Source organism: Streptomyces sp. NPDC127114, assembly GCF_042677525.1.
Classification (GTDB): domain Bacteria; phylum Actinomycetota; class Actinomycetes; order Streptomycetales; family Streptomycetaceae; genus Streptomyces.
In genome coordinates, this window is sequence record NZ_JBHXTJ010000019.1 from 38,557 (window position 1) to 61,346 (window position 22,790).

Annotated in this window: 23 protein-coding genes; 10 read left to right on the forward strand and 13 right to left on the reverse strand. The window is 71.6% G+C overall.

Annotated elements, in window-relative coordinates:
* Positions 1-15 precede the first annotated feature (15 nt).
* The 3 genes from ACFVGS_RS20290 to ACFVGS_RS20300 form a co-directional block, all read right to left on the reverse strand.
* A complete protein-coding gene (locus tag ACFVGS_RS20290) occupies positions 16-195 on the reverse strand; it encodes an SPOR domain-containing protein (protein ID WP_128975943.1) in 180 nt (59 codons plus the stop codon).
* Positions 196-468: 273 nt separating this feature from the next.
* Positions 469-1,221, reverse strand: a complete 753-nt coding sequence (locus tag ACFVGS_RS20295; protein ID WP_385693238.1) for a GntR family transcriptional regulator — start codon at positions 1,219-1,221, stop codon at positions 469-471.
* A 262-nt stretch (positions 1,222-1,483) separates the two neighbouring features.
* Positions 1,484-2,701, reverse strand: coding sequence for a DUF4190 domain-containing protein (locus ACFVGS_RS20300; protein WP_384420068.1), 1,218 nt, complete (start codon positions 2,699-2,701; stop codon positions 1,484-1,486).
* A 221-nt stretch (positions 2,702-2,922) separates the two neighbouring features.
* Here ACFVGS_RS20300 and ACFVGS_RS20305 point away from each other — a divergent pair, with 221 nt between their 5' ends.
* Positions 2,923-4,158 carry a serpin family protein gene (locus ACFVGS_RS20305; protein ID WP_385693239.1) on the forward strand — a complete coding sequence of 412 codons (1,236 nt, stop codon included), beginning with the start codon at positions 2,923-2,925 and terminating at the stop codon, positions 4,156-4,158.
* Between the two features lie 75 nt (positions 4,159-4,233).
* Here ACFVGS_RS20305 and ACFVGS_RS20310 read toward each other — a convergent pair whose 3' ends face one another.
* A complete protein-coding gene (locus tag ACFVGS_RS20310; RefSeq protein WP_384420062.1) occupies positions 4,234-5,808 on the reverse strand; it encodes a S8 family serine peptidase in 1,575 nt (524 codons plus the stop codon).
* 204 nt (positions 5,809-6,012) lie between these two features.
* On the opposite strand from ACFVGS_RS20310, the gene ACFVGS_RS20315 reads away from it, so the two are divergent.
* Positions 6,013-7,194, forward strand: a complete 1,182-nt coding sequence (locus tag ACFVGS_RS20315; protein ID WP_385693240.1) for a threonine synthase — start codon at positions 6,013-6,015, stop codon at positions 7,192-7,194.
* Here the strand turns inward: ACFVGS_RS20315 and ACFVGS_RS20320 are convergent.
* The 3 genes from ACFVGS_RS20320 to ACFVGS_RS20330 form a co-directional block, all read right to left on the reverse strand.
* The gene (locus ACFVGS_RS20320) at positions 7,179-7,661 is read right to left on the reverse strand and encodes a cupin domain-containing protein (RefSeq protein ID WP_385693241.1); all 483 of its coding nucleotides are present in this window, start codon (positions 7,659-7,661) and stop codon (positions 7,179-7,181) included. The two genes, ACFVGS_RS20315 and ACFVGS_RS20320, sit on opposite strands and share 16 nt — an antisense overlap.
* 14 nt (positions 7,662-7,675) lie before the next feature.
* Positions 7,676-8,011, reverse strand: coding sequence for a hypothetical protein (locus tag ACFVGS_RS20325; protein ID WP_385693242.1), 336 nt, complete (start codon positions 8,009-8,011; stop codon positions 7,676-7,678).
* A gap of 73 nt (positions 8,012-8,084) precedes the next feature.
* On the reverse strand, positions 8,085-8,810 hold the full coding sequence (locus ACFVGS_RS20330; RefSeq protein ID WP_385693243.1) for a DUF4232 domain-containing protein: 726 nt from the start codon (positions 8,808-8,810) through the stop codon (positions 8,085-8,087).
* A gap of 326 nt (positions 8,811-9,136) precedes the next feature.
* Here ACFVGS_RS20330 and ACFVGS_RS20335 point away from each other — a divergent pair, with 326 nt between their 5' ends.
* On the forward strand, positions 9,137-9,751 hold the full coding sequence (locus ACFVGS_RS20335) for an antibiotic biosynthesis monooxygenase (protein WP_385693244.1): 615 nt from the start codon (positions 9,137-9,139) through the stop codon (positions 9,749-9,751).
* A 208-nt stretch (positions 9,752-9,959) separates the two neighbouring features.
* On the opposite strand, the gene ychF is transcribed toward ACFVGS_RS20335, so the two are convergent.
* Positions 9,960-11,048, reverse strand: a complete 1,089-nt coding sequence (ychF, locus tag ACFVGS_RS20340; protein WP_384420045.1) for a redox-regulated ATPase YchF — start codon at positions 11,046-11,048, stop codon at positions 9,960-9,962.
* Positions 11,049-11,221: 173 nt separating this feature from the next.
* On the opposite strand from ychF, the gene ACFVGS_RS20345 reads away from it, so the two are divergent.
* Positions 11,222-11,836: a DUF6542 domain-containing protein gene (locus ACFVGS_RS20345; RefSeq protein ID WP_384420043.1), complete on the forward strand. Its 615-nt coding sequence runs from the start codon at positions 11,222-11,224 to the stop codon at positions 11,834-11,836.
* A gap of 124 nt (positions 11,837-11,960) precedes the next feature.
* Here the strand turns inward: ACFVGS_RS20345 and ppgK are convergent, their stop codons facing one another.
* Positions 11,961-12,716, reverse strand: a complete 756-nt coding sequence (ppgK, locus tag ACFVGS_RS20350; protein WP_384420040.1) for a polyphosphate--glucose phosphotransferase — start codon at positions 12,714-12,716, stop codon at positions 11,961-11,963.
* A gap of 30 nt (positions 12,717-12,746) precedes the next feature.
* Positions 12,747-13,754, reverse strand: a complete 1,008-nt coding sequence (locus ACFVGS_RS20355; protein WP_384420037.1) for a 4-hydroxy-3-methylbut-2-enyl diphosphate reductase — start codon at positions 13,752-13,754, stop codon at positions 12,747-12,749.
* Positions 13,755-13,820: 66 nt separating this feature from the next.
* Here ACFVGS_RS20355 and ACFVGS_RS20360 point away from each other — a divergent pair, with 66 nt between their 5' ends.
* From ACFVGS_RS20360 to ACFVGS_RS20375, 4 genes are all read left to right on the forward strand, one after another.
* Positions 13,821-15,200 (forward strand): APC family permease, encoded by a 1,380-nt coding sequence (locus ACFVGS_RS20360; protein ID WP_384420034.1) that lies wholly within the window; start codon positions 13,821-13,823, stop codon positions 15,198-15,200.
* A 168-nt stretch (positions 15,201-15,368) separates the two neighbouring features.
* On the forward strand, positions 15,369-16,586 hold the full coding sequence (gene xseA / locus ACFVGS_RS20365; protein ID WP_384420031.1) for an exodeoxyribonuclease VII large subunit: 1,218 nt from the start codon (positions 15,369-15,371) through the stop codon (positions 16,584-16,586).
* Between the two features lie 35 nt (positions 16,587-16,621).
* Positions 16,622-16,873 carry an exodeoxyribonuclease VII small subunit gene (locus tag ACFVGS_RS20370; protein WP_385693245.1) on the forward strand — a complete coding sequence of 84 codons (252 nt, stop codon included), beginning with the start codon at positions 16,622-16,624 and terminating at the stop codon, positions 16,871-16,873.
* A 164-nt stretch (positions 16,874-17,037) separates the two neighbouring features.
* Positions 17,038-17,628: a malonic semialdehyde reductase gene (locus tag ACFVGS_RS20375; protein ID WP_384420026.1), complete on the forward strand. Its 591-nt coding sequence runs from the start codon at positions 17,038-17,040 to the stop codon at positions 17,626-17,628.
* A 61-nt stretch (positions 17,629-17,689) separates the two neighbouring features.
* Here the strand turns inward: ACFVGS_RS20375 and ACFVGS_RS20380 are convergent, their stop codons facing one another.
* Positions 17,690-18,214: a DUF4245 domain-containing protein gene (locus tag ACFVGS_RS20380; RefSeq protein WP_384420023.1), complete on the reverse strand. Its 525-nt coding sequence runs from the start codon at positions 18,212-18,214 to the stop codon at positions 17,690-17,692.
* Between the two features lie 126 nt (positions 18,215-18,340).
* Between ACFVGS_RS20380 and glpX the strand changes: the two genes are divergently transcribed.
* The gene (gene glpX / locus ACFVGS_RS20385; RefSeq protein ID WP_384420020.1) at positions 18,341-19,372 is read left to right on the forward strand and encodes a class II fructose-bisphosphatase; all 1,032 of its coding nucleotides are present in this window, start codon (positions 18,341-18,343) and stop codon (positions 19,370-19,372) included.
* Positions 19,373-19,553: 181 nt separating this feature from the next.
* Here the strand turns inward: glpX and ACFVGS_RS20390 are convergent, their stop codons facing one another.
* Both ACFVGS_RS20390 and ACFVGS_RS20395 read right to left on the reverse strand, forming a co-directional pair.
* The gene (locus ACFVGS_RS20390; RefSeq protein WP_385693246.1) at positions 19,554-19,931 is read right to left on the reverse strand and encodes a WhiB family transcriptional regulator; all 378 of its coding nucleotides are present in this window, start codon (positions 19,929-19,931) and stop codon (positions 19,554-19,556) included.
* A 154-nt stretch (positions 19,932-20,085) separates the two neighbouring features.
* Positions 20,086-20,784 (reverse strand): DUF1707 domain-containing protein, encoded by a 699-nt coding sequence (locus ACFVGS_RS20395; protein ID WP_384420014.1) that lies wholly within the window; start codon positions 20,782-20,784, stop codon positions 20,086-20,088.
* A 230-nt stretch (positions 20,785-21,014) separates the two neighbouring features.
* Between ACFVGS_RS20395 and ACFVGS_RS20400 the strand changes: the two genes are divergently transcribed.
* Positions 21,015-22,682, forward strand: a complete 1,668-nt coding sequence (locus ACFVGS_RS20400) for a fumarate hydratase (protein WP_385693247.1) — start codon at positions 21,015-21,017, stop codon at positions 22,680-22,682.
* Positions 22,683-22,790: the final 108 nt, after the last annotated feature.

Genomic DNA, 22,790 nt, shown 5'->3' on the forward strand with positions numbered 1-22,790 from the left:
CCCGGGCCCCGGCGTTCAGAGCGCGGGCTGGCCGATGCGCTCGACCCAGTAGAGCTGCTTGTGTCCGCGGTCGTCGAGGCTGTCGGCGACCTTCTGGGCCTCGTCCTTGGTCGCGTATCTGCCGACGCGGTAGCGGTTGCCGTTGTCGTCCTGGCGTATGACGAGCCAGGCAAGGTCGGGACCGCTGTCGCTCATCGGACTTCCCCCTCCGCCGCTCCGGCCATGTCTGACGATCTCCTGGAAACCGCACTGCGCATATGCCCGAGCTTACGCCTGACCTTTACACAGCGGATACGGGTTTTCACAAAGAGGTATGTATCTGGCCGGTAACCACCGGTCGCCGGGCCCTCGCGGCAGCGGAAGCACCGCCGCGTCAGGGCATCCGACGCCCCGTCACCACGAGGTGAGCCCCCTCCGGCACCTCGCACTCCCCCACCTCCGGCGCCCGTCGGGCCGCCGGAGTTTCGGTCACCGCACCGGCAGGTGGTAGGCGACCTTGTAGCGGTCGGCCGGGACGACGACGTCGGCGGTCTCGACCGCGCGGCCCGAGGCGTAGTACGTCCTCTCGATCACCATCACCACATGGCCGGGCACCCCGCCCAGGGTCAGCAGTTCCTCGGCGAGGCCGGGGCGGGCGGTGACCTCCTCCACCACGTTGTCCACGACCACGTCGATCGCGGCCATCCGCTCGACGACCCCGCAGCCGCCCAGCGGCCCCTCCTCGGGCAGCATCACCGGGGTCCGGCCGGTGACCGCGAGCGGCTCCCAGGAGGTGGAGAGCATCATCGGCTCGCCCGCGTCCCGGAAGACGTAGCGCGTGCGCATCACCCGCTCCCCCGGCTCGATGCCCAGCCGGGCCGCGACCTCGGCGCTCGCCGGCTCCTGCTCACTGCCGGACTCCCAGGTACCGCGCGCCCCTTCGGCGGCCTGCTCCTGGCGGAAGGGACTCGCGCCGGAGCCCGGGCGGTAGCCGGAGCGGGCGATCCGGCGCGGCACCGGCCGCTCGCGCACATAGGTCCCCGAACCCGAGCGCCCCTCGACCAGCCCCTCGGCCATGAGGACCTTGCGGGCCTCCAGTGCGACGGTGTCCGAGACCCCGTACTCCTCGCGGATGCGCGCCTGCGAGGGGAGACGGGTGTGCGGGGGAAGCGAGCCGTTGGCGATCTTCTCCCGGAGATCGCTCGCCACACGCAGATAGGCCGGCTGCTCACCGAACGTCACTGGACACTCCCCTCAGGTTGACTGTGAGCTACAGCCTGGCAACCGAGGGTGCACAGCCGCAAGCATGGGCCAGAGTTTCACCCGAAGTGATGACTTGTCTTTACGTAAACCCCTGCCGCAGGTATAGCCACCGAACGCCCGTCGGAATGCCCGGCGTTCATGCCCGCCGAGGCCTGCGCGGCTCCCATCCCGCACCGACAGGCCCGGCACCGACGGGCCTGTCCGCCGGCGAACCGACAGGCCGTCAGGCCTTCTCGACTTCCTAGACCTTCTCGCCGCTGTCCTCGAGCGTCTTCGTCAGCCCGAGCGAGGCGCGCGACGAGCTCTCGAAGTCCGTCGACAGCGCGTCGTACGCCTCCTCGTAGACGTCCCAGAAGGCGTCCGCGTCCTTGGCCGAGGCGAGCTTCTTCCACTTCAGCGCCGCGGCGTCCAGCTTCCGGGCCAGCTCGGAGACCGGCTTGGCGGAGGCGCCGGACCAGGTGTGCCCGCGCAGACCGCTGCTCGCGGACGTGACGGCCTCGTGGACCTTCCCGGCCCAGGCCTTGTTGACCGCGAGGTCGGTGTCCGCGTCCTCCTCGGGCTCCTCGAAGAGGACGTCGTCGATCGGGTTCATGTTCCGCAGGAAGTGCAGCTGGTGCGGATCGAGGGTGGACTCGTCGCTGCGCAGCGACGCGGTGAAGGGTTCCTTCTCCGTAGCGAAGGCGCAGGTCACGGTGCGGTCCCCGGCCCGCCAACTCGACTTGGTGGGAATGTAGTAGTAGACGAGCGCGTCCTCCGGCACCGCCCAGGTGTCCAGCGCGTAGGCGTTGTTCGCCCGGTCGCAGCGGTCCTCGGCGATCCGGTCGATCGCCTCCTCGCCCGGCCACCTGGTGAAGCCGGAGAGCTTGAAGCTGCCGGTGACCTCACCCTCGTGCGGCGTGGTGCAGGGCACGGTGTCGACGTCGGTGGTGTAGGTCTCCAGCTTGCCGTCGACGCGGAAGCAGTCGCCCTTGCGCAGCGAGAACGGCGACTGCGCGGCGGCGGCCTCGTCCATGCCCTTCTTGAAGCCCCGCCAGGCCTCGCCGATCCCGCCGGTCACGAGGCCGAGGATCAGCAGCAGGCTGGAGACGGCGGAGAGCACGATGCCGGCGATGGCCATGCCCTTGCCCTTCTGCTGCTTCTTCCGCGCCTGCGGCAGGGCGATCAGGCCGAGGACCAGGCCGAGCGGCGGCAGGCAGCAGACGACGCCGGAGACGAGCGAGGCGACGGCGAGGCCGTTCGTGGTCTGCTGCGGCATCCCGTAGGGACCGGCGCCGGGCAGGCCCGGCCCGCCCGGCCCGTAGGGCCCGTACGGGCCGGGCGGCGGGGAGGTGTACGGCCCCGGGGCGGCCGCGTACGGGCCGGGCACGGGCCCCTGACCAGGCGTGGGCCAGCCCTGCCGGGGCGGCGGCGGGGGCTGCTCCGGGCTCGGAGAATCCTGGGGCGGCTGGACGGGGTCCACGAGTACGGTGCTCCTGTTGGGGCGGGGATCTGGTTCACGGTCCGAGGACCGGCTGCGGGCGATCGACTGCCGGCCATCCGGTCGCAGGCCGTCTGCTGCAGACATTCAGACGCAGACGAGCGCATGCGGACAATCGGATTCTCGGCCCCGGATCCAAGGAATCGAACGGCCGCGCGCATCGTACGCGGTCGGGAAGCGGGGGCGACATGCGGGGCTCGACGGTGCGCGCGGTCAATCGGCTCACGGCCCGCTGGGCCGGGGCCCTGCGGGACGGCGAGGACACCGTCCTGTCGGCGACCGGCGTCTGGCCGCTGCTCGCCTTCCTGGCCGACGCCGCCGACGGCCCCGCCCGCGGCGAGCTGGAGGACGCCCTCGGCCTGCCGGCCGGCCCGGCCGCGGAGGCGGCCCGCGAGCTGCTCGCCGGTCTCGGGAGGATGCGCGGCGTCGGCTCGGCCGTCGGCCTGTGGACCCGGCCGCGCGTGGCCCTGCGCGAGGACTGGGCGGCGGGCCTGCCGGAGGCGACGCTGGGACTGCTCGGCGAGGACGACGAGGAGAGCAAGCGGCTCCTGGACGCCTGGGCGGAGAAGCACACCGGTGGGCTGATACCGGGGATGCCGGTCCTCGTCGACGAGGACACGGAGCTGGTCCTGGCCTCCGCGCAGGCGGTACGGACGACCTGGCTGCGCCCGTTCCGCGAGGGCTGCATGCGCCCCGAGCACGGCCCCTGGGCCGACCGTGAGCTCGTGGCGCTCTTCCGCACGACCGGGCTGCTCGACCGGGTCGGCGTGGCGGAGACGGACGCCGGGCCGCTGACGGTCCTGAAGGTGCTCGGCGACACGGGCGTCGACGTCCATCTGCTGCTCGGCCCGGAGGAGGCCGACGGCGGCACGGTCCTGAAGGCCGGACTCGACGTCCTGGCGGGCACGTTCCGCGCCGTGCCGGGCGACCTGCTGCCGCCGGGAGAGCCGGGCCCGGGCCTGACCGTCCGCAACGTACGCAGCACTTCGCGGGACTCGTTCCTCACCGTGACGACCTCGCCGTTCGCGGTCGAGGCGAACCACGACCTCACCGAGCTGCACGAGCTGTTCGGCCTCACCACCGCACGGGACGAGACCCGCGGCCACTTCCCGGGCATCGCCGACCGTCCCCCGCTCTGCGTCCAGGGGGCCCGGCAGGCGGCGATGGCCCGGTTCGGCGCCGAGGGCTTCGAGTCGGCCGCCGTGACGGCCTTCGGGATAGTGGGCGGCGCGCCTGTCGTCCGTCTGCCCTACGTGGTCCGGCGGATCGACCTCGACATCGACCGCCCCTTCGGCTTCCTGACCGTGCACCGCACCTCGCGGCTGGTCCTCACCGCGGGCTGGGTGCACGACCCGGTCCCGTACGTCCATCAGGACGTGGACTGGGACGAGGACCAGGAGTGGGACGGGGACGAGGACGAGGACGGGGACGACGAGTGACGGAGGGGCGGCCGCCCGATCGGCGACCGCCCCTCGCTTCCTCACTCACGTACGCGGGTCACCGCCCCACGGGCGTCAGAACTGCAGCGCCCAGGAGTCGATCTTCCCGGTGTCGTAGTTCGCGTTGTCCGTGACCCGGAGCTTCCACGTGCCGTTCGCGACCTCCGAGGAGGCGTTGACGGTGTACGTGGTGTTGATGTTGTCCGCGCTGCCGCCGGAGCCGAAGGCCTTCAGCGTGTACGCCGTGCCGTCGGGTGCGATCAGCTGGACCTGGAGGTCACCGATGTAGGTGTGGACGATGTTCACCGGGACCTGGAGGGCGGACGGGGCGTTGCCGGAGACTCCGCTGACGGTGACCGGGGACTCGACGGTCGCGTTGTCGTTGATCGCGTAGTCCGCGGTGTTCTCGAAGCGCGGGCCGGGCGGGGTGGTCGTGCCGCCGCCGACGTACAGCAGCCGGTTCGGGGAGCCGGTGCCGGGGCTGGTGACCACGTTCGGGGTGGCGGCGTTGACGAGCGCCGTGGCGACCGCCGACGGGGAGGCCGTCGGGTTGTCGCCCAGGTAGACGGCGGCGGCGCCCACGACGTGCGGGGTCGCCATCGACGTACCGGAGATGGTGTTGGTGGCGGTGTCGCCGGTGTTCCAGGCGGACTTGATCGAGGATCCCGGGGCGAAGATGTCCAGGACGCTGCCGTAGTTCGAGTAGCTGGCGCGGGCGTCGGTGGACGTGGTGGCGCCGACCGTGATGGCCTCGGTGACACGCGCCGGGGAGAAGCCGGAGGCGTTGGAGTTCTCGTTGCCCGCGGCGACCCCGTACGTGACGCCCGAGGCGATGGAGCGGCGCACCGCGTCGTCGAGGACCGAGTCGGCGCCCCCGCCGAGGCTCATGTTGGCGACGGCCGGCTTCACGGCGTTCCGCGTCACCCAGTCGATGCCCGCGACGACCTGCTCGGTGGTGCCCGAGCCGGAGTTGTCGAGGACGCGGACGCCGACGATCTTCGCCTTCTTGGCGACGCCGTACGAGCTGCCCGCGACGGTGCCGGCGACGTGGGTGCCGTGGCCGTGACCGTCCTGTGCGGTGTTGTCGTTGTCGATCGCGTCGTAGCCGTTGAAGGCCCGGCCGCCGAAGTCGCTGTGGCTGATGCGGACGCCGGTGTCGATGATGTACGCCGTGACGCCCTGGCCCGCGCTGTCCGGGTAGGTGTAGCTCTGGTTGAGCGGGAGGGCCTTCTGGTCGATCCGGTCGAGGCCCCAGGACGGCGGGGAGGGCTGGGTGCCGTCGACGTGGAAGACGCGGTTCTGGCTGACGGACTCGACGGCGGGATCGGCGGCGAGCTTCTTCGCCTGGGCCTCGGACAGCTCGACCGAGTAGCCGTTGAGCGCGGCCGTGTACGTCCGCTTGATCTTGGCGCCGAACTTGGTCGCGATCGCCCGGCCCTGCGCGGTCTCCGCCTGGGCGGCGGACTCGCGGAGGGTGACGATGTAGCTGTTGGCGACGGTCCCTTCCGCGCCGGCGTTCAGGATGACGCCTTCGGCGGCGGTCCCGGCGGCGTTGGCCGGGAGGGCGGAGAGGGAGCCGAGCGCGAGGGCCGCGACGGCTATGGCGCCGGCAGCGGCGAGTCTGCGCCGCGAGTCACGCATCACGGACATGTGAGGGGTCCTCCTCATTGGTGGTGCGTTGCTGTGGGGGTCGTCGAGCTTGGTTGAGCGATGAAGCAGTTAGCAGGGACATGACAAGACGACAAAGGCTCCTCGCCGCTCGTCATGTCCGGCCGCCGAGCGAAAGATTGACCGATCCATAGGAATCACACAAGAGTTCCGAGCGTCCCGTAACGCCGCCGCCACACGACTGCCATGCTGGGGATCATGACCGACTACGTGTGCCCCCGGTGCCGTACGCAGGCGCCCGACACCACGCTCACCTGGTGTTGTCCGCGCTGCCACGGGCCCTGGGACCTCGCGTACGCCGCCGCTCCGGTGTCACTCCGGTCACTCACGTCACTTCCGCCACGTGTGAATTCCTTGTGGCGTTACGCGGAGGCACTGCCGCTCGCGACCGGCGCGACGGAGGCGGCGGGGACGGCCGGTGCGGCCGGCGCGCCGCCGGTGACCCTCGGCGAGGGCCGTACACCGCTGGTCCCGCTCACCGACACCGTTTCGGCCAAACTCGACTTCCTCATGCCGACGTTGTCCTTCAAGGACCGGGGCGCCGTGATGCTCGCCGAGCTGGCCCGCCGGCTCGGGCCGCGCACCGTGATCGCCGACAGCAGCGGCAACGCGGGCACGGCCGTCGCCGCGTACTGCGCACGGGCCGGTCTCGACTGCTCCGTCTACGTACCGGAGGGGACCTCCCCGAAGAAGCTGGAGCAGATCCGCGCCCACGGCGCCCGTACGGTCCTCGTCCCCGGCGACCGCGAGGCCACCGCACGGGCGGCGCGCGCCGCGGCCGGCGAGCCCGGCGTCTTCTACGCCTCGCACGTGTACAACCCGCACTTCCTGCACGGCACGAAGACGTACGCGTACGAGCTGTGGGAGGAGCTCGGCGGCCGGCTGCCCGACACCCTCGTCCTGCCGGTCGGCAACGGAACGCTGCTGCTCGGCGTGGCCCTCGCGGTCGAGGAGCTGTACGGCCACGGGCTCGTCCACCGCCGGCCGGTCCTCGTCGCCGTCCAGGCCGAGGCGGTCTCCCCGCTGGCCGCGGCCTTCCACGCGGGCGCGGAGAAGCTGCCGGGCCCCGCGGAGGTCCGCCCCACCCTCGCCGAGGGCATCGCGATCCCGGCACCGCCCCGCGCCGCACAGATCCTGCGGGCGGTACGGGACTCCGGCGGAACCTTCCGCACGGTGACGGAGGAGCAGCTCCGGGCCGCCCAGCTCGACCTGGCGCGGCGCGGACTGTACGTGGAGCCGACCGGCGTCGCCTGCTGGGCGGCCGTACGGGCCGCGCCCGAGCGCCCGGGCACGACTGTCGTCCCGCTGTGCGGCGCGGGAGCGAAGACCGGCCTGGCGGCCGCGGCCGGCGGTCAGTCCGTCCAGTAGGTGTCGTGCCTGACGAAGAACTCCGTGCGCTCCTCGTCCGTCATCCCGGCCACCGTCGAGACCTTCTCGAAGTACTCCTCGCGGGGCGCGCCCGGCGCGAACAGCAGCAGCATGGAGGCGGGTTCGTCGGAGTCGTTGCGGAAGGCGTGCAGGCCGCCAGTGGGCACGTACAGGAAGTCGCCCTTCTCCGCGTCGACCCAGCGCTCGCCGTCGTACAGCCGGACCGTCCCGTCGAGGATGAAGAAGGTCTCGGAGATGGTGCGGTGGAAGTGGGTCGACGGCCCGCCGGCCTTGGCCTGCATGTCGATCCGGTAGAGGCCGAACTCCCCGCCGGTGGAGGCGGTGGTGGCGAGGTAGTGGGTCCGCGTCCCGCCCGGGGACACGAACTCCGGGGGCGTACCGGCGGGCCGGAAAGCGGCACTGATCTCGCCGCTCTCCCCGTGGTAGCGGGGTTCGGGGTACGACATGGGTGCTCCGTTCGTCAGGCGACCGGTCCGGCCGCTCCCTGTTCGTACCCGATCTCCGGCACCCGCACCTCCAGCCACAGTGAACCCACCCACCCCTCTGCGAGCAGCGTCGCGAGCACGACGAGGGCCAGGACGGCCGGGGAGCGTCGGCGGAACAGCGCCCAGGCTCCGAGGGCGAGGGCCGGGATGCCGAGCAGCATCGCCGGCAGCTCCAGCCAGACCACGCCGAAGTCCCGTCCCTCGCCCTCGAACCCGCCGGTCAGGGCGGGAGTCGCGCCGAGGCCCCACACCACGAGCGCGACACCGAACCCGCCGAGCACGGCCAGGCAGCCGATTCCGTCCTTCTTCACGCGAGGAAGGACGCCGGACCTCCGCGCGGTGGTTCGGCCTTCGCCCGGTGGTTCGGTCTTCGCCTGGCCTGAATCAGAACTCGTCGGCGCCGTTGCGGAGTTCCGGAGTCCAGTAACCGGTCCTCGCGGCCGCCTCGTCGACGGCCAGGCCGCCGGCCGGAGCCTTGACGACGACGCTGCCCTCGGCGGGGGCGCTGCCGGTGAAGAGGTTCACGTTGAAGGAGGTGACGACCTTGTTGTCCTCGTGGGCTCCGCCGAGGACGATCCGCACGTTGGCGTACGCCGGGGCGCCGGGCTCGAGCACGACGGGCGCGGCCGGCCTGCTCTTGGCCACGGCCGGGACGTCCTTCGCCGTCTGGATCTCGCCGAAGGCGATCAGCGGGTAGCCGTCGAGGCGGCAGACCCGCCCGGAGGTGTTGGTGGCGGTGAGCACGACGTGCTCGGTGGGCGTCTCGTCCGCCTTGGCCGCGGTGATCTTCACGTCCTTGTACGTGCAGGAGGCCGCGGCCTTGGAACCGGACGAGGCGGCGTTCTTGGCGGCGTTCTTGGCGGCGCCGCCGGAGGTGGACCCGCCGGAGGCGGATGCACCCGAGGCGGAGGCCGAGGAAGAGGACGACGACGAGGACGAAGGCGAAGAAGAAGAGGGCGCGGAAGAAGACGAGGACGTCTCCGAGGGCGAGGTGTGCGCGGCGCCTTCGTCCCGCGTCCCGCCCTCGACGCTGCCGCAGGCGGCCAGTCCCAGCGAGAGGACGGCGGCGGCGGTGACGGCCAGGACGGTGTTGGTGCGCTTCGTACGCATGGTGGTGTTCCCCCGTGGAGCTGAGCGGTCGATCGGCCGGCCGGGCTGTGCGCCGGCCGATCTGCCGGCGTGTGGGTCGGTCGGTGTGTCTGTCTGCATGCGGGTCGGTCGCCGGCACCCATCTGGATGCCGACTGCACCTACCTTCCCGGCCGCCCTTGCCGTCCCGCTTGCGTGCGGCTAACGCCCCGCTGTCGTCTCCCCGCGCGGGCACACCCCGGTCACCTGAATGTCCCCCGCCGCGTTGCCTCGCCTCCGCCCCGGCCATCGCATGAAGGGAGCACGCGAGCCCGGACCGGCGGGACACGGAAGGCAGGAAGAGGCGCCATGTACGTTCGCAGCATCTACATGACAGGTGACCCGGCCAAGCTCGACGGGGTCGCCGAGGCGGTCAGGACCGAGGGGCGCGAGCTGCTGTCGGCGCAGCCGGGCTTCCGCGGGATGGGCCTGTTCGCCGACCGCGAGCTCGGCAAGCTCCTGGTGGGTTCCTGGTGGGAGGACGAGGCCTCCCGACGGGCGAGCGACGAGGCGCTGAGCAAGCGCCGGGCCGAGATGATGGCGCCCTTCGCGCAGACCGTCGCGATCGACAACTGGGAAGCACCGGTCGCCCGGCGCGCGGAGGAGCTGGGCCCCGGCGCGTGCTTCCGCCTGGTCCGCCTGGACGTCGCCCCGGGCGATATCGACCTGCTGGTGAGCACCTTCCGCGACACGGCCCTCCCCAAGGTCCAGAAGGTCCCGGGCCTGGCCGGCATGTCCCTCCTCGTGGACCGCGAGCACGGCAGAGCGGCCGTCGGCGCCCTCTACACCGACCGCGACTCCCTCGTGGCGTCCCGGGGCGCCGTCGCGGCGATCCGCGGAGAGGCCGAGACCAAGGCCCGTGTGACCACCCGGAGCCTGGAGGAGTTCGAGGTGATCCTGGCCACGACGGTCCCGCACGCGTGAGCGGAGCACGTTCATCCAGGACATCCAGCACATCCAGCACGCGTCTTCCGCCCCGAGGCGCAGGCCGAACTGAGCACTGCTGACCACGCGTCGGAACATCCAGCACACCCGCCCGGCGCGGTGGCGACGAAGGGGTCGGACTCGACAGAGTCCGACCCCTTCTGACGTGCGCGTGTGATTCAACGCCTGACGTGCCGCACGTTCCCGACTACACGTTGAAGCGGAACTCCACGACGTCGCCGTCCTGCATCACGTACTCCTTGCCCTCCATGCGGGCCTTGCCGGCCGCGCGGGCCTCGGCGACCGAGCCGGTCGCGACGAGGTCGGCGAAGGAGATGACCTCGGCCTTGATGAAGCCCTTCTGGAAGTCGGTGTGGATCACACCGGCGGCCTCGGGGGCCGTCGCGCCCTTCTTGATGGTCCAGGCGCGGGACTCCTTGGGGCCGGCCGTCAGGTAGGTCTGGAGGCCGAGGGTGTCGAAGCCGACGCGGGCGAGGGTGGCCAGGCCGGGCTCCTCGGCGCCGACGGACTGGAGGAGCTCCATGGCGTCCTCCTCGTCCAGCTCGGCGAGGTCCGCCTCCAGCTTGGCGTTGAGGAAGATGGCCTCGGCCGGGGCGACCAGGGCGCGCTGCTCGTCCTTGAAGGCGTCGTCGGTCAGCTCGTCCTCGTCCACGTTGAAGACGTACAGGAACGGCTTGGTGGTGAGCAGGTGGAGGTCGTGGAGGAGCTCCGCCTTCTCCGAGCCCTGGACGATGCCCTGCGAGAACAGGGTGTCGCCGCGCTCCAGGATCTCCTTCGCCGCCTCGACCGCCGCGACCTTCGGGGCCACGTCCTTCTTGATCCTGGCCTCCTTGGCCAGGCGCGGGAGGACCTTCTCGATGGTCTGGAGGTCGGCGAGGATCAGCTCGGTGTTGATCGTCTCGATGTCGTCCTTCGGCGAGACCTTGCCGTCGACGTGCACGACGTTCTCGTCCTTGAAGGCCCGGATGACCTGGCAGATCGCGTCCGACTCGCGGATGTTCGCGAGGAACTTGTTGCCCAGGCCCTCGCCCTCGCTCGCGCCGCGCACGATGCCGGCGATGTCGACGAAGTCCACCGTCGCCGGGAGCACGCGCTGCGAGCCGAAGATCTCGGCGAGCTTCTGCAGACGGGCGTCGGGGACGCCGACGACGCCGACGTTGGGCTCGATCGTGGCGAACGGGTAGTTGGCCGCCAGCACGTCGTTCTTGGTCAGGGCGTTGAACAGGGTCGACTTGCCGACGTTCGGCAGGCCGACGATTCCGATCGTGAGCGACACGGTGGCGACTTCCCTAGGAGGAGTGGAGGTGGGGCGATCCCCCAGTTTACGGGCCGGCGCCCGTGGTACGGCCTACGCCCGGACCCGGCCGGAACGGCCCTCTTCGCGCCAAGGTCACCCAAAGGGCGTGTCCCGTCGGGGGTTCCCGGCCCCTTCCGACCTACGTTGGTGGTGTGGAGCAGCACAGGACACGCAAGCCGCAGCCCCGCCGCCCCGCCGGGGGCCGGCCGCAGGGCCCTCTGACGCCGCCCGGCGCGCTGGTCGAGGGCGCCGCGGTCTACCGCGTCGCCGCCCGGCCCCGCCCGGGCAGGCCCCGCGTCGAACGCGCCGCGCCGCCCGTGGTCGCCGCCCTGCGCAGGCTGCCCAGCCCCCGGCTCACCGGACTGGGCGCCGGCCTCTTCGCCTCCGCCGTCATGCTGGTGATCGGCTTCCTCGACTGGCTCCTGTTCGACGGGTCCCCCATCGTCTTCGGGCTCCTGTTCCTGCCCGTCAGCGCCCTGACCGCCCTCTGGGTCCGGACCGCCGACCTGGTCACCGCGCCGATCTCCGTACCGATCGCCTTCGCCGTCGGCGTCGTGCCCATCTCCGGCGGTACGGGAGGCGTCGGCGGCCAGGCCATGGCCCTCGTCACCGCCCTCGCCGTCCACGCCGGCTGGCTGTACGGCGGCACCCTCGTCGCCGGCCTCATCGCCAGCGTCCGCAAGGTCCGCGACATGGGCCGCCGCCAGCGCGCCACCGCCGGAGCCCCCGTACGTCCGGTCCGCCGCCCGGCCCCCGAGCAGGGCTAGGGCGGAGCCGACGGTGGGAGGGGCGGGGCCGGGGGCCGAGACGGCGCCCCACCCGTCCACGTCCGAGGGGCCGACCGCCGCCGACCACCGCGTCGGCCCCTGACCCCGTCGCCGCCCACGGGGCTCAGCCCCCGGCGACCCGTGCCTTCGCGGCCATCGCCGCCCCCACGATGCCCGCGTTGTTCTGCAGCTCCGCCGGAACGATCTCGGCCCGGATGCCCTCGATCAGCGGCAGGAACTTGTCCGCCTTGCGGCTGACGCCGCCGCCGATGATGAACAGCTCCGGCGAGAACAGCATCTCCACGTGCGCCAGGTACTTCTGCAGCCGCCGGGTCGCCCAGTGCTCCCAGCTCAGTCCCTCGTCCTCGCGTGCCTTCGACGACGCCCGCTTCTCCGCGTCGTGGCCCTTGAGCTCCAGGTGGCCCAGCTCGGTGTTGGGCAGGAGCTTTCCGTCGACGAAGACGGCGGAGCCGATGCCGGTGCCGAGGGTCAGCAGGATGACGGTGCCCTTCCTGCCCCTCCCGGCCCCGAAGGTCATCTCGGCGATGCCGGCCGCGTCGGCGTCGTTGAGGACGGTCACCGGGAGTCCGCCGAGGCGTTCGCCGAGCATCCGGCCCGCGTCGACGCCGATCCAGCCCTTGTCGACGTTGGCCGCCGTGCGGATCGTGGAGCCGGTGACCACACCGGGAAAGGTGACGCCGACCGGACCGGTCCAGCCGAAGTTCCGGACGACTTCCACGACACAGCCCGCGACACCGTCGGGTGTCGCGGGCTGGGGGGTGAGCACCTTGTGGCGCGGCTCCGTGAGGTCGCCGCGCTCGAGGTCCACGGGGGCTCCCTTGATGCCCGATCCGCCGATGTCCACTCCGAAGACGTTCATGGACATCAACGTAACCGCACGGGGGCCGCCCTACTCCTTTTCGAGCAGCGCCGCCGCCTCGGCCCGCAGGTCGCGGTTGCGGAGCTCCTTCGGCAGCGAGAAGGTCAGCGACTCGTCGGCCGTCTTGACCAGCTCGACGTCGGCGTAGCCGCGCTCGGACAGCCACTCCAGGACCTCCTGGACCAGCACGTCCGGGACGGAGGCGCCGGAGGAGAGGCCGACGCTGGTGACGCCCTCCAGCCAGGCCTCGTCGATCTCGCTGGCGAAGTCGACGAGGTACGCGGCGGGGGCGCCGGCCTGCTTGGCGACGTCGACCATGCGCTGGGAGTTCGAGGAGTTCCTGGAGCCGACCACGATGACGAGCTCGGCCTGCGTGGCGAGCTCCTTGATGGCGGTCTGGCGGTTCTGCGTGGCGTAGCAGATGTCGTCGGACGGCGGGGAGATCAGCTGCGGGAACTTCTCCTTCAGCGCGTCCACGGTCTCCATGGTCTCGTCGACGGAGAGCGTGGTCTGGGAGAGCCAGACGACCTTGGACGGGTCGCGGACCTCGACCTTGGCGACGTCGTCGGGGCCGTCGACCAGCTGGATGTGGTCGGGCGCCTCACCGGAGGTGCCGATGACCTCCTCGTGGCCCTCGTGGCCGATGAGGAGGATGTCGAAGTCCTCGTTGGCGAACCGCACGGCCTCCTTGTGGACCTTGGTGACCAGCGGGCAGGTGGCGTCGATGGTCTTGAGGCGGCCGACGCGGGCCTCCTCGTGGACGGTCGGGGCGACGCCGTGGGCGGAGAACATCACGATGTTGCCCGGCGGCACCTCGGTCGCCTGGTCGACGAAGATCGCGCCCTTCCGCTCCAGGGTCTGCACGACGTACTTGTTGTGGACAATCTCGTGCCGGACGTAGATCGGGGCGCCGTACTGTTCGAGGGCCTTCTCCACGGCGATCACGGCACGGTCCACGCCCGCGCAGTAGCCGCGGGGAGCGGCGAGCAGGACACGCTTCGGGCGGTTGGTGGCGGGCGTCGCAGTCATGGTCCCCATCGTAAGGCCGCGCCGGTCGGCGTTTTGGTCAGCGGTTCCGGCGGTGGCGTGGCCGAGACTGACGCCATGGCTGAGGAGAGGCGGGCGGCGGAACCGGGGAATCCGGAAGAACCGGAGGAACCGGATCACGAGAGCCTGCGGCGGAGTCTGGGTTTCCGGGACCTGGTGGTCTACGGGCTGCTCTTCATCGCCCCGATGGCCCCCGTCGGCATCTTCGGCACGCTCGACGCGAAGTCGCACGGGGCGGTCGCACTCGTGTACGTGGTGGCCACCGTGGCCATGGGGTTCACCGCCTTCAGCTACGCGCAGATGGTGCGGGTCGCGCCGCGGGCCGGCTCGGTCTTCACGTACGCCCGTACGGCGCTCGGCGAAGGGCCGGGCTTCGTCGCCGGGTGGATGGCGATGCTCGACTACCTGCTCATCCCGGCGGTCGCGTACCTCTTCGCGGGCATCGCGATGGAGGCCCTGGTGCCCGAGGTGCACCGCTGGGTGTGGACCGGGATCGCGGTCGTCGTGACGACGCTGCTGAACCTGTGGGGCGTACGGGCGGCCGCCCGCGTCGGCTTCGCGGTGCTCGCGATGGAGATCGTGGTGCTGCTGGTCTTCGTGGTGTCGGCGGTCGTCGTGCTCGTGCGGGACGGGGCGTCGCGGGACTGGTGGTCGCCGCTGACGAGTGACGCCGGGTTCTCGGCGGCGGCCGTGATCGGGGCGGTGTCGGTGGCCGTCCTGTCGTACCTGGGCTTCGACGCGATCGCCTCGTTCGCGGAGGAGGTGACCGGGGGCTCGGCGAAGGTGGCGCGGGCGGTGCTGTTCTGTCTGGCGCTCGCGGGCCTGCTGTTCGTGGCGCAGACCTGGCTGGTGGCGCTGCTCGCGCCCGTCTCGTCGACGGAGCTGGCGGCGGACCCGGCCTCGCAGGGCTCGGCGTTCTACGACGCGGTGGACACGGCCGTCGGCGACTGGCTGCACGACCTAGTGGCGGCGTCGAAGGCGATCGGCGCGGCCTTCGCCGCGCTCGCCGGGCAGGCGGCGGGCGGGCGGCTGCTCTTCGCGATGGGCCGCGACCGCCGGCTGCCGCACGCGCTGGCGCGCACCGACTCGGGCGTGCCCCGGGTGGCGCTGCTGGTGTCGGCGACGGTGACGATGGCCGCGGCGGTGTGGGCGGCCCGCCAGGACGACGGTCTCGACCATCTGGTCTCGGTGGTGGACATCGGCGCCCTGACCGCGTTCGTGCTGCTGCACGCGAGCGTGGTGGGCTGGTTCGCGGTACGCCGCATGGCCGGTCCGCCGCGCTGGCTGCCGCATGTGGTGGCGCCGGTGGTGGGCGCGGCGATCCTGGTCGCGGTGATCGTGGAGGCCTCGCCGTCGGCGCAGGTGGTGGGCGTGATCTGGCTGGGGATCGGGCTGGTGGTCCTGGCACTGCAGGGGATGCGACGGCCGGTGCCGTGATGGCGGGGGCGCGGGCGGACGCGGTGAGCCGTGCCCGCCGGTGCCCCGGCGGCGGCCGACACGGGTGCGCCGGCCGCCCTGACCTGGGTACGCGTCCGGCGCCCCTGCGACGGTGCGGGCCCGTCGCGGTGCTCCTCCCGTGTCCGACCCGCCCGTTACGCTCGGCGCATGGGTCTGAACACGTCAGCGGAAGCGCCGCTGCCCGTCGGCGAGGTGTCCCGGCTGATCGGGGGCTGGATCGACCGGCTGGGGGCGGTGTGGGTCGAGGGGCAGATCACGCAGCTGTCGCGGCGCCCCGGCGCCGGGGTGGTGTTCCTGACGCTGCGGGATCCCTCGTACGACATCTCGATCAACGTCACGTGCTACCGCCAGGTCTTCGACGCCGTCGCCGACGTCGTGTCGGAGGGCGCGCGGGTGGTGGTGCACGCGAAGCCGGAGTGGTACGCGCCGCGCGGGCAGCTGTCGCTGCGGGCGGCGGAGATCAGGCCGGTCGGCATCGGGGAGCTGCTGGCGCGCCTGGAGATGCTGAAGAAGTCGCTGGCCGCGGAGGGGCTCTTCGCGCTGGACCGCAAGAAGCCGCTGCCGTTCCTGCCGCAGCTGATCGGGCTGGTCTGCGGGCGGGCGTCGGCGGCCGAGCGGGACGTGCTGGAGAACGCGCGGCGGCGCTGGCCGGCCGTCCGCTTCGAGGTGCGGAACGTGGCGGTGCAGGGCGTGCGGGCCGTGCCGCAGGTGATCCAGGCCGTGAAGGAGCTGGACGCGCACGAGGACGTGGACGTGATCGTCGTGGCCCGCGGCGGCGGCAGCGTCGAGGACCTGCTGCCGTTCTCGGACGAGCAGCTGGTACGGGCGGTCGCCGACTGCCGTACGCCGGTGGTGTCGGCGATCGGGCACGAGCCGGACACGCCGCTGCTGGACCTGGTCGCGGACCTGCGGGCGTCCACGCCGACGGACGCCGCCAAGAAGGTGGTCCCGGACGTGGGCGAGGAGCTGGAGCGGGTGCGGGGGCTCCGGGACCGGGCGCTGCGGTGCGTCCGGGGCCTGCTCGAGCGTGAGGAGCGGGGTCTGGCGCACGCGCTGGCGCGGCCGGTCATGGAGCATCCGCAGCGGATGGTGGAGGTGCGCGAGGACGAGCTGGCGGCGCTGCTCGCGCGCAGCCGGCGGACCCTGGGGCATCTACTCGACCGGGCGGACTCGGAGCTCTCGCACACCCGGGCCCGGGTCCGGGCGCTGTCCCCCGCCGCGACGATGGAGCGCGGTTACGCGGTGCTCCAGCGGGCGGACGGCTCGGTGGTGCGGGACCCGGTGGAGGTCGCGGCGGACGAGGAGCTGCGGGCCCGGGTGGCCGCGGGCGAGTTCCGGGTGCGGCGGCTGCCCGACCCGGCCTGATCGAAGACGAAGAGCGAACACGGAGGACTGGATTCATGGCAACGGGCACGGGCAACGCGGAGACCGCCCTCGGCTACGAGCAGGCGCGCGACGAGCTGATCGAGGTCGTCCGGCGCCTCGAAGCGGGCGGGACGACGCTGGAGGAGTCGCTGGCGCTCTGGGAGCGCGGCGAGGAGCTGGCCAAGGTGTGCCGGCGCTGGCTCGAGGGGGCCCGGGCACGTCTCGACGCCTCTCTGGCGGCCGAGCGGGCCGCCGACGAGGCGGCGGAGGACGCCGACGACGAGTGACCTGGCAGGTCACGGCGGGGGTCGTGACGCGGGGCGCGTACACTGCCTGTGAAGCGGATCACTATCCGGTTCAGGTAGTTGAAACTTCACCTACTCCGGGCGTACTGTCGTGACATCGCTCGAACCCCGCGAGCGAGCCCCTTGCAGTCCGGAAGGTACGCAGCATGTCTCTCGCCCTTGACCCCGCCGCCCAGGACCTCCTCTTCCGCGAGGCCCGTACCGCCAACACGTTCACCGACGAGCCGGTGACGGACGAGCAGGTCCAGGCGATCTACGACCTGGTCAAGTTCGGCCCGACCGCCTTCAACCAGAGCCCGCTGCGCATCACCCTGGTCCGCTCCCCCGAGGCCCGCGAGCGCCTGGTCCGGCACATGGCCGAGGGCAACCAGGCCAAGACCCAGGCCGCGCCGCTGGTCGCGATCCTCGCCGCGGACAACGAGTTCCACGAGGAGCTGCCGGCCCTGCTCCCGCACTTCCCGCAGGCCAAGGACATGTTCTTCGCCGAGCGCCCGGTCCGCGAGCAGTCCGCGCTGCTGAACGCCGCCCTCCAGGCCGCGTACTTCATCGTCGGCGTGCGCGCCGCCGGCCTGGCCGCCGGCCCGATGACCGGCCTGGACTTCGCCGGCGTCCAGAAGGAGTTCCTGGACGACGACCACACCCCGCTGATGGTCGTGAACATCGGCAAGCCGGGCGAGGACGCCTGGTTCCCGCGCTCCCCGCGTCTGGCCTTCGACGAGGTCATCACCACCGTCTGATGACGTGAGCCCACAGGGAAGGGCCCCCGGTGCACCGCACCGGGGGCCCTTCCCCATACCGTCAGACCTTCTTCGACTGCAGCGCGCCCGCCATCTGCGCGAGCCGGTCGAACGAGGCCGTGCCCGTCACGACGGTCGTCGCGCCGCCCTCGGAGCGCACCAGGGCGTCGTACTTCGAGCCCTCCCAGCGCTGCCAGACCCGGCCGCCCACGGTCTCGGTCCGGCCGGTGTCCTTGGCCTCCAGGGTGACCTTGGGCACGTACTTCTTCGGATCCTCGGTGGACTGCTGGACGGAGACGTACTGGGTGTCCGGGTCGAGGAAGCCCAGCTTCCAGGCGTCGTGGTCCTCGCGCCGGTACGAGACGACCGTCGCCCTCCAGTCGTCGCCCAGGCCCTCGGGGGCCAGCACCGGGTACGGCGCCGCCCGCTGTGCCGTCAGCAGCTCGACCCGGTAGTCCTTCACCTGGACCGGGTCCGCCTTCTCGTCGTGCGGGATGAAGAGATACATCACGCCCGCGGCGACCATGATCACCGCGAGGGACTGGAACATCCCGCGTACCGTCTGCCTGCCTCGCATACCTGCCACGTCCCTTATGGTCGCATCAAGGGTTCGTGCTCATACGTGGGCCCCTCTGCTCAATTTGTCGACCTGACGATAGAGTCGCAGCACCCTCTTTTTTCCGGCCGTCGCCGTACAGAAAGGTGCGCTCCGATGACCGAGCACCACTTGCCGCCCGAGCTCGAGGTCTCCCCCGAGGCCCCCGACCGCAACCTCGCCATGGAACTCGTCCGGGTGACCGAGGCCGCCGCCATGGCCGCCGGCCGCTGGGTCGGCCGCGGCGACAAGATCGGCGCGGACGGCGCCGCGGTGAACGCGATGCGGACCCTGATCTCCACCGTCTCGATGAACGGCGTGGTCGTCATCGGCGAGGGCGAGAAGGACGAGGCCCCGATGCTCTTCAACGGGGAGCGCGTGGGCGACGGCACGGGCGCCGAGGTCGACATCGCGGTCGACCCGATCGACGGCACCACGCTCAACGCCAAGGGCATGCCGAACGCGATCGCCGTGCTCGCCGCCGCCGACCGTGGCGCCATGTTCGACCCGTCCGCGGTCTTCTACATGGACAAGCTGGTCACCGGCCCGGAGGCCGCCGACTTCGTCGACATCAACGCGCCGGTCTCGGTCAACATCCGCCGGGTCGCCAAGGCCAAGGGCATGCAGGCCGAGGACGTCACCGTGGTCATCCTCGACCGCCCCCGCCACGAGGGCATCGTCAAGGAGATCCGCGAGACCGGCGCCCGCATCAAGTTCATCTCCGACGGCGACGTGGCCGGCTCCATCATGGCCGCCCGCGAGGGCACCGGCGTCGACCTGCTGATGGGCATCGGCGGCACGCCCGAGGGCATCATCTCGGCCTGCGCCATAAAGTGCCTGGGCGGTGTGATCCAGGGCAAGCTGTGGCCGAAGGACGAGGCCGAGCGCCAGAAGGCCCTCGACGCGGGCCACGACCTGGACCGGGTGCTCACCACCACCGACCTGGTCGCCGGCGACAACGTCTTCTTCGTCGCCACCGGCATCACCGACGGCGAGCTGCTGCGCGGCGTGCGCTACCGCTCCGAGACGGCGACCACCCAGTCCCTGGTCATGCGCTCGAAGTCCGGCACGATCCGCCAGATCGACTCCACGCACCGCCTGTCGAAGCTGCGCGCCTACAGCAAGATCGACTTCGACCGGGCGAAGTAACACCTGCCGGGACCGACGACGGTACGAAAAGGGGCGCCCCCCATGTGCGGTGGGGGCGCCCCTTCCCGTACGGGCACCCGGCCGACGGACGGGCCGGACGGGAGCCGAAGGTGACGCGAGCCGGGAGTGACGCGAGCCAGGGGTGACAGGAGCCAGGAGGCGTCCCGTCAGGAGGCGTCCGTCAGGCGATCCGCTCGGCGCGCTCGGCCGCGGCGGCCTTGCGCAGCTCGACCTCCCGGCGGCGGCGCCGGGCCAGCACGACACGGCGCTCGGCGGCGGTGAGCCCGCCCCACACCCCGTACGGCTCGGGCTGGAGCAGGGCGTGCTCGCGGCACTCGACCATCACGGGGCAGCGGGCACAGACCCGCTTCGCGGCCTCCTCGCGGGAGAGCCGGGCGGCGGTGGGTTCCTTGGAGGGGGCGAAGAAGAGTCCGGCCTCATCCCGCCGGCACACCGCCTCCGTGTGCCAGGGACCGGCCTCGTCCTCCCGAGCGGGGGTGGTGCCCTGGGGCGGCACGGCGGCGGCGACCCGGAGGGGCTGATGCGGCGAGTGCAGCACGGTCTACTCCTGACGACGGCTTCCGTGGACGAGCGAGCGACGATGCACCAGCCCTACCCGCTGTGCGCGCGCCTATGCACTGCGTGCCGCGCCGTTCCGCAGGACGGACAGCGGACGGCGAATTCCGGTCACCGGGAGAAGTGGAACGCGGCCGTCAGTGGCCGAGATGCTTGCGCAACTTGTCCTGAATCTGATTCTGCAGGTCGGTGACCCACTTGCCCCGCTTCGGCCGGGCCTCCACGTTGCCGAACACCGCGTACCCGTTGACGACCACGACCGGGGCCTGCGGGTCGACGCCCTCCAGGGTGACCACCTCGAAGTTGCCGAAGATCCCGGTGCCGTTGCCGCGCAGCGTCACGTTCTCCGGGACACGGACCTCGACGCTGCCGAAGATCGAGGTCGCGTTGATGACGGTGAGACGCTGGGCGAAGATCGCCTCGGTCAGGTCGATCTCGATGCTGCCGAACAGCGAGAAGGCGTTGGTCCGCCTGCTCACCCGCCAGCGGCCCTTCCGGGTCGAGGCGGAGAAGACGGCGACCATGTTCTCCGCGGGGCCCTCGACCTCCTCGGGGCCGTACTGCGGCGCGGCCGCCGAGGCCGGACCGGAGCGGTGGGCGGGCAGGTCCCGCACGATCGGCTCCAGCTCGCCCACGGTCTTGGCCCGGTAGACGGCGTCGATCCGCTCCGAGTGCTCCTCGGGGTCGATCCGCCCCTCGGCAAGCGCGTCCCTGAGGATGTCCGCGATCCGGTCCCGGTCGGCGTCCGAGGCACGCAGCGAGCCCTGGGGATCGGCGACGTCGGGCTGCCGGGGTGCGGAGGCGGGCGGCTGCTGAGGCTGCTTTTCGAGGTCCACGAGCCTCAGCCTAGCGAAACGCGATAGATCGCGACTAGGGGAAGCGGTCGTGTCCCGCGGACGACACGGACGGCCCTGGCGGGAAACGCGCCATGCGCCGTTCCGGCGCGGTCTTGCCCGCTAGTGAGCCTTACCTCACAGGATCGGTGTCGCGGTCGCGTCTTACGCTGGAGTGCGCGCCGCCAACGGAGGCGGCGCCGCTGTCTGCCGAGTGAGGAATGGCCGCCGTCATGCCAGAGTTTGCGTACTCCGATCTGCTCCCCCTGGGAGAGGACACCACGCCCTACCGCCTGGTGACCTCCGAAGGTGTCTCCACCTTCGAGGCCGACGGCCGTACGTTCCTCAAGGTCGAGCCGGAGGCGCTGCGCAAGCTGGCCGCCGAGGCGATCCACGACATCCAGCACTACCTGCGCCCGGCCCACCTGGCCCAGCTGCGGAAGATCATCGACGACCCGGAGGCGTCGAGCAACGACAAGTTCGTCGCGCTCGACCTCCTCAAGAACGCGAACATCGCCGCCGCCGGCGTCCTGCCCATGTGCCAGGACACCGGCACCGCGATCGTCATGGGCAAGCGCGGCCAGAACGTGCTCACCCGGGGCCGCGACGAGGAGGCCCTGAGCAAGGGCATCTACGACGCCTACACCAAGCTCAACCTGCGCTACTCGCAGATGGCCCCGGTGACCATGTGGGAGGAGAAGAACACCGGCTCGAACCTGCCGGCGCAGATCGAGCTGTACGCCACCGACGGCGGCGCGTACAAGTTCCTCTTCATGGCCAAGGGCGGCGGCTCCGCCAACAAGTCCTTCCTCTACCAGGAGACGAAGGCGGTCCTGAACGAGGCCTCCATGATGAAGTTCCTGGAGGAGAAGATCCGCACGCTCGGTACGGCGGCCTGCCCGCCGTACCACCTGGCGATCGTCGTCGGCGGCACCAGCGCCGAGTTCGCGCTGAAGACCGCGAAGTACGCCTCCGCGCACTACCTGGACGAGCTGCCCACCGAGGGCGACGCCGCCACCGGCCACGGCTTCCGCGACAAGGAGCTGGAGGAGAAGGTCTTCGAGCTGACGCAGAAGATCGGCATCGGCGCCCAGTTCGGCGGCAAGTACTTCTGCCACGACGTGCGCGTGGTCCGCCTGCCCCGCCACGGCGCCTCGCTGCCCGTCGCGATCGCCGTGTCCTGCTCGGCCGACCGCCAGGCCGTCGCGAAGATCACCGCCGAGGGCGTCTTCCTGGAGCAGCTGGAGACCGACCCGGCGCGCTTCCTGCCGGAGACCACGGACGAGCACCTCGAGACCGAGGGCGACGTCGTGAAGATCGACCTCAACCAGCCCATGGACGAGATCCTCGCCGAGCTCACCAAGTACCCGGTCAAGACCCGCCTGTCGCTGACCGGCCCGCTGGTCGTGGCGCGCGACATCGCGCACGCCAAGATCAAGGAGCGCCTGGACGCGGGCGAGGAGATGCCGCAGTACCTGAAGGACCACCCGGTCTACTACGCGGGTCCGGCGAAGACCCCCGAGGGCTACGCCTCCGGTTCGTTCGGCCCGACGACGGCCGGCCGCATGGACTCGTACGTGGAGCAGTTCCAGGCGGCGGGCGGCTCGAAGGTCATGCTGGCCAAGGGCAACCGCTCGAAGCAGGTCACGGACGCCTGCGGCTCGCACGGCGGCTTCTACCTGGGCTCGATCGGCGGCCCGGCGGCCCGTCTCGCGCAGGACTGCATCAAGAAGGTCGAGGTCGTCGAGTACGAGGAGCTCGGCATGGAGGCGGTCTGGAAGATCGAGGTCGAGGACTTCCCGGCGTTCATCGTGGTGGACGACAAGGGCAACGACTTCTTCCAGAACCCGGCCCCGGAGCCGACGTTCACGCACATCCCGGTGCGCGGCCCCGGCCTCTGATCCCCGCTCCCTGAGCACTCGGTTCCGAGTGCCGACGGGCCCCCGGCACGTGCCGGGGGCCCGTCGGCGTTCTCCCCGGTGACAGCGTGATCGTCACGACGTCCGGGT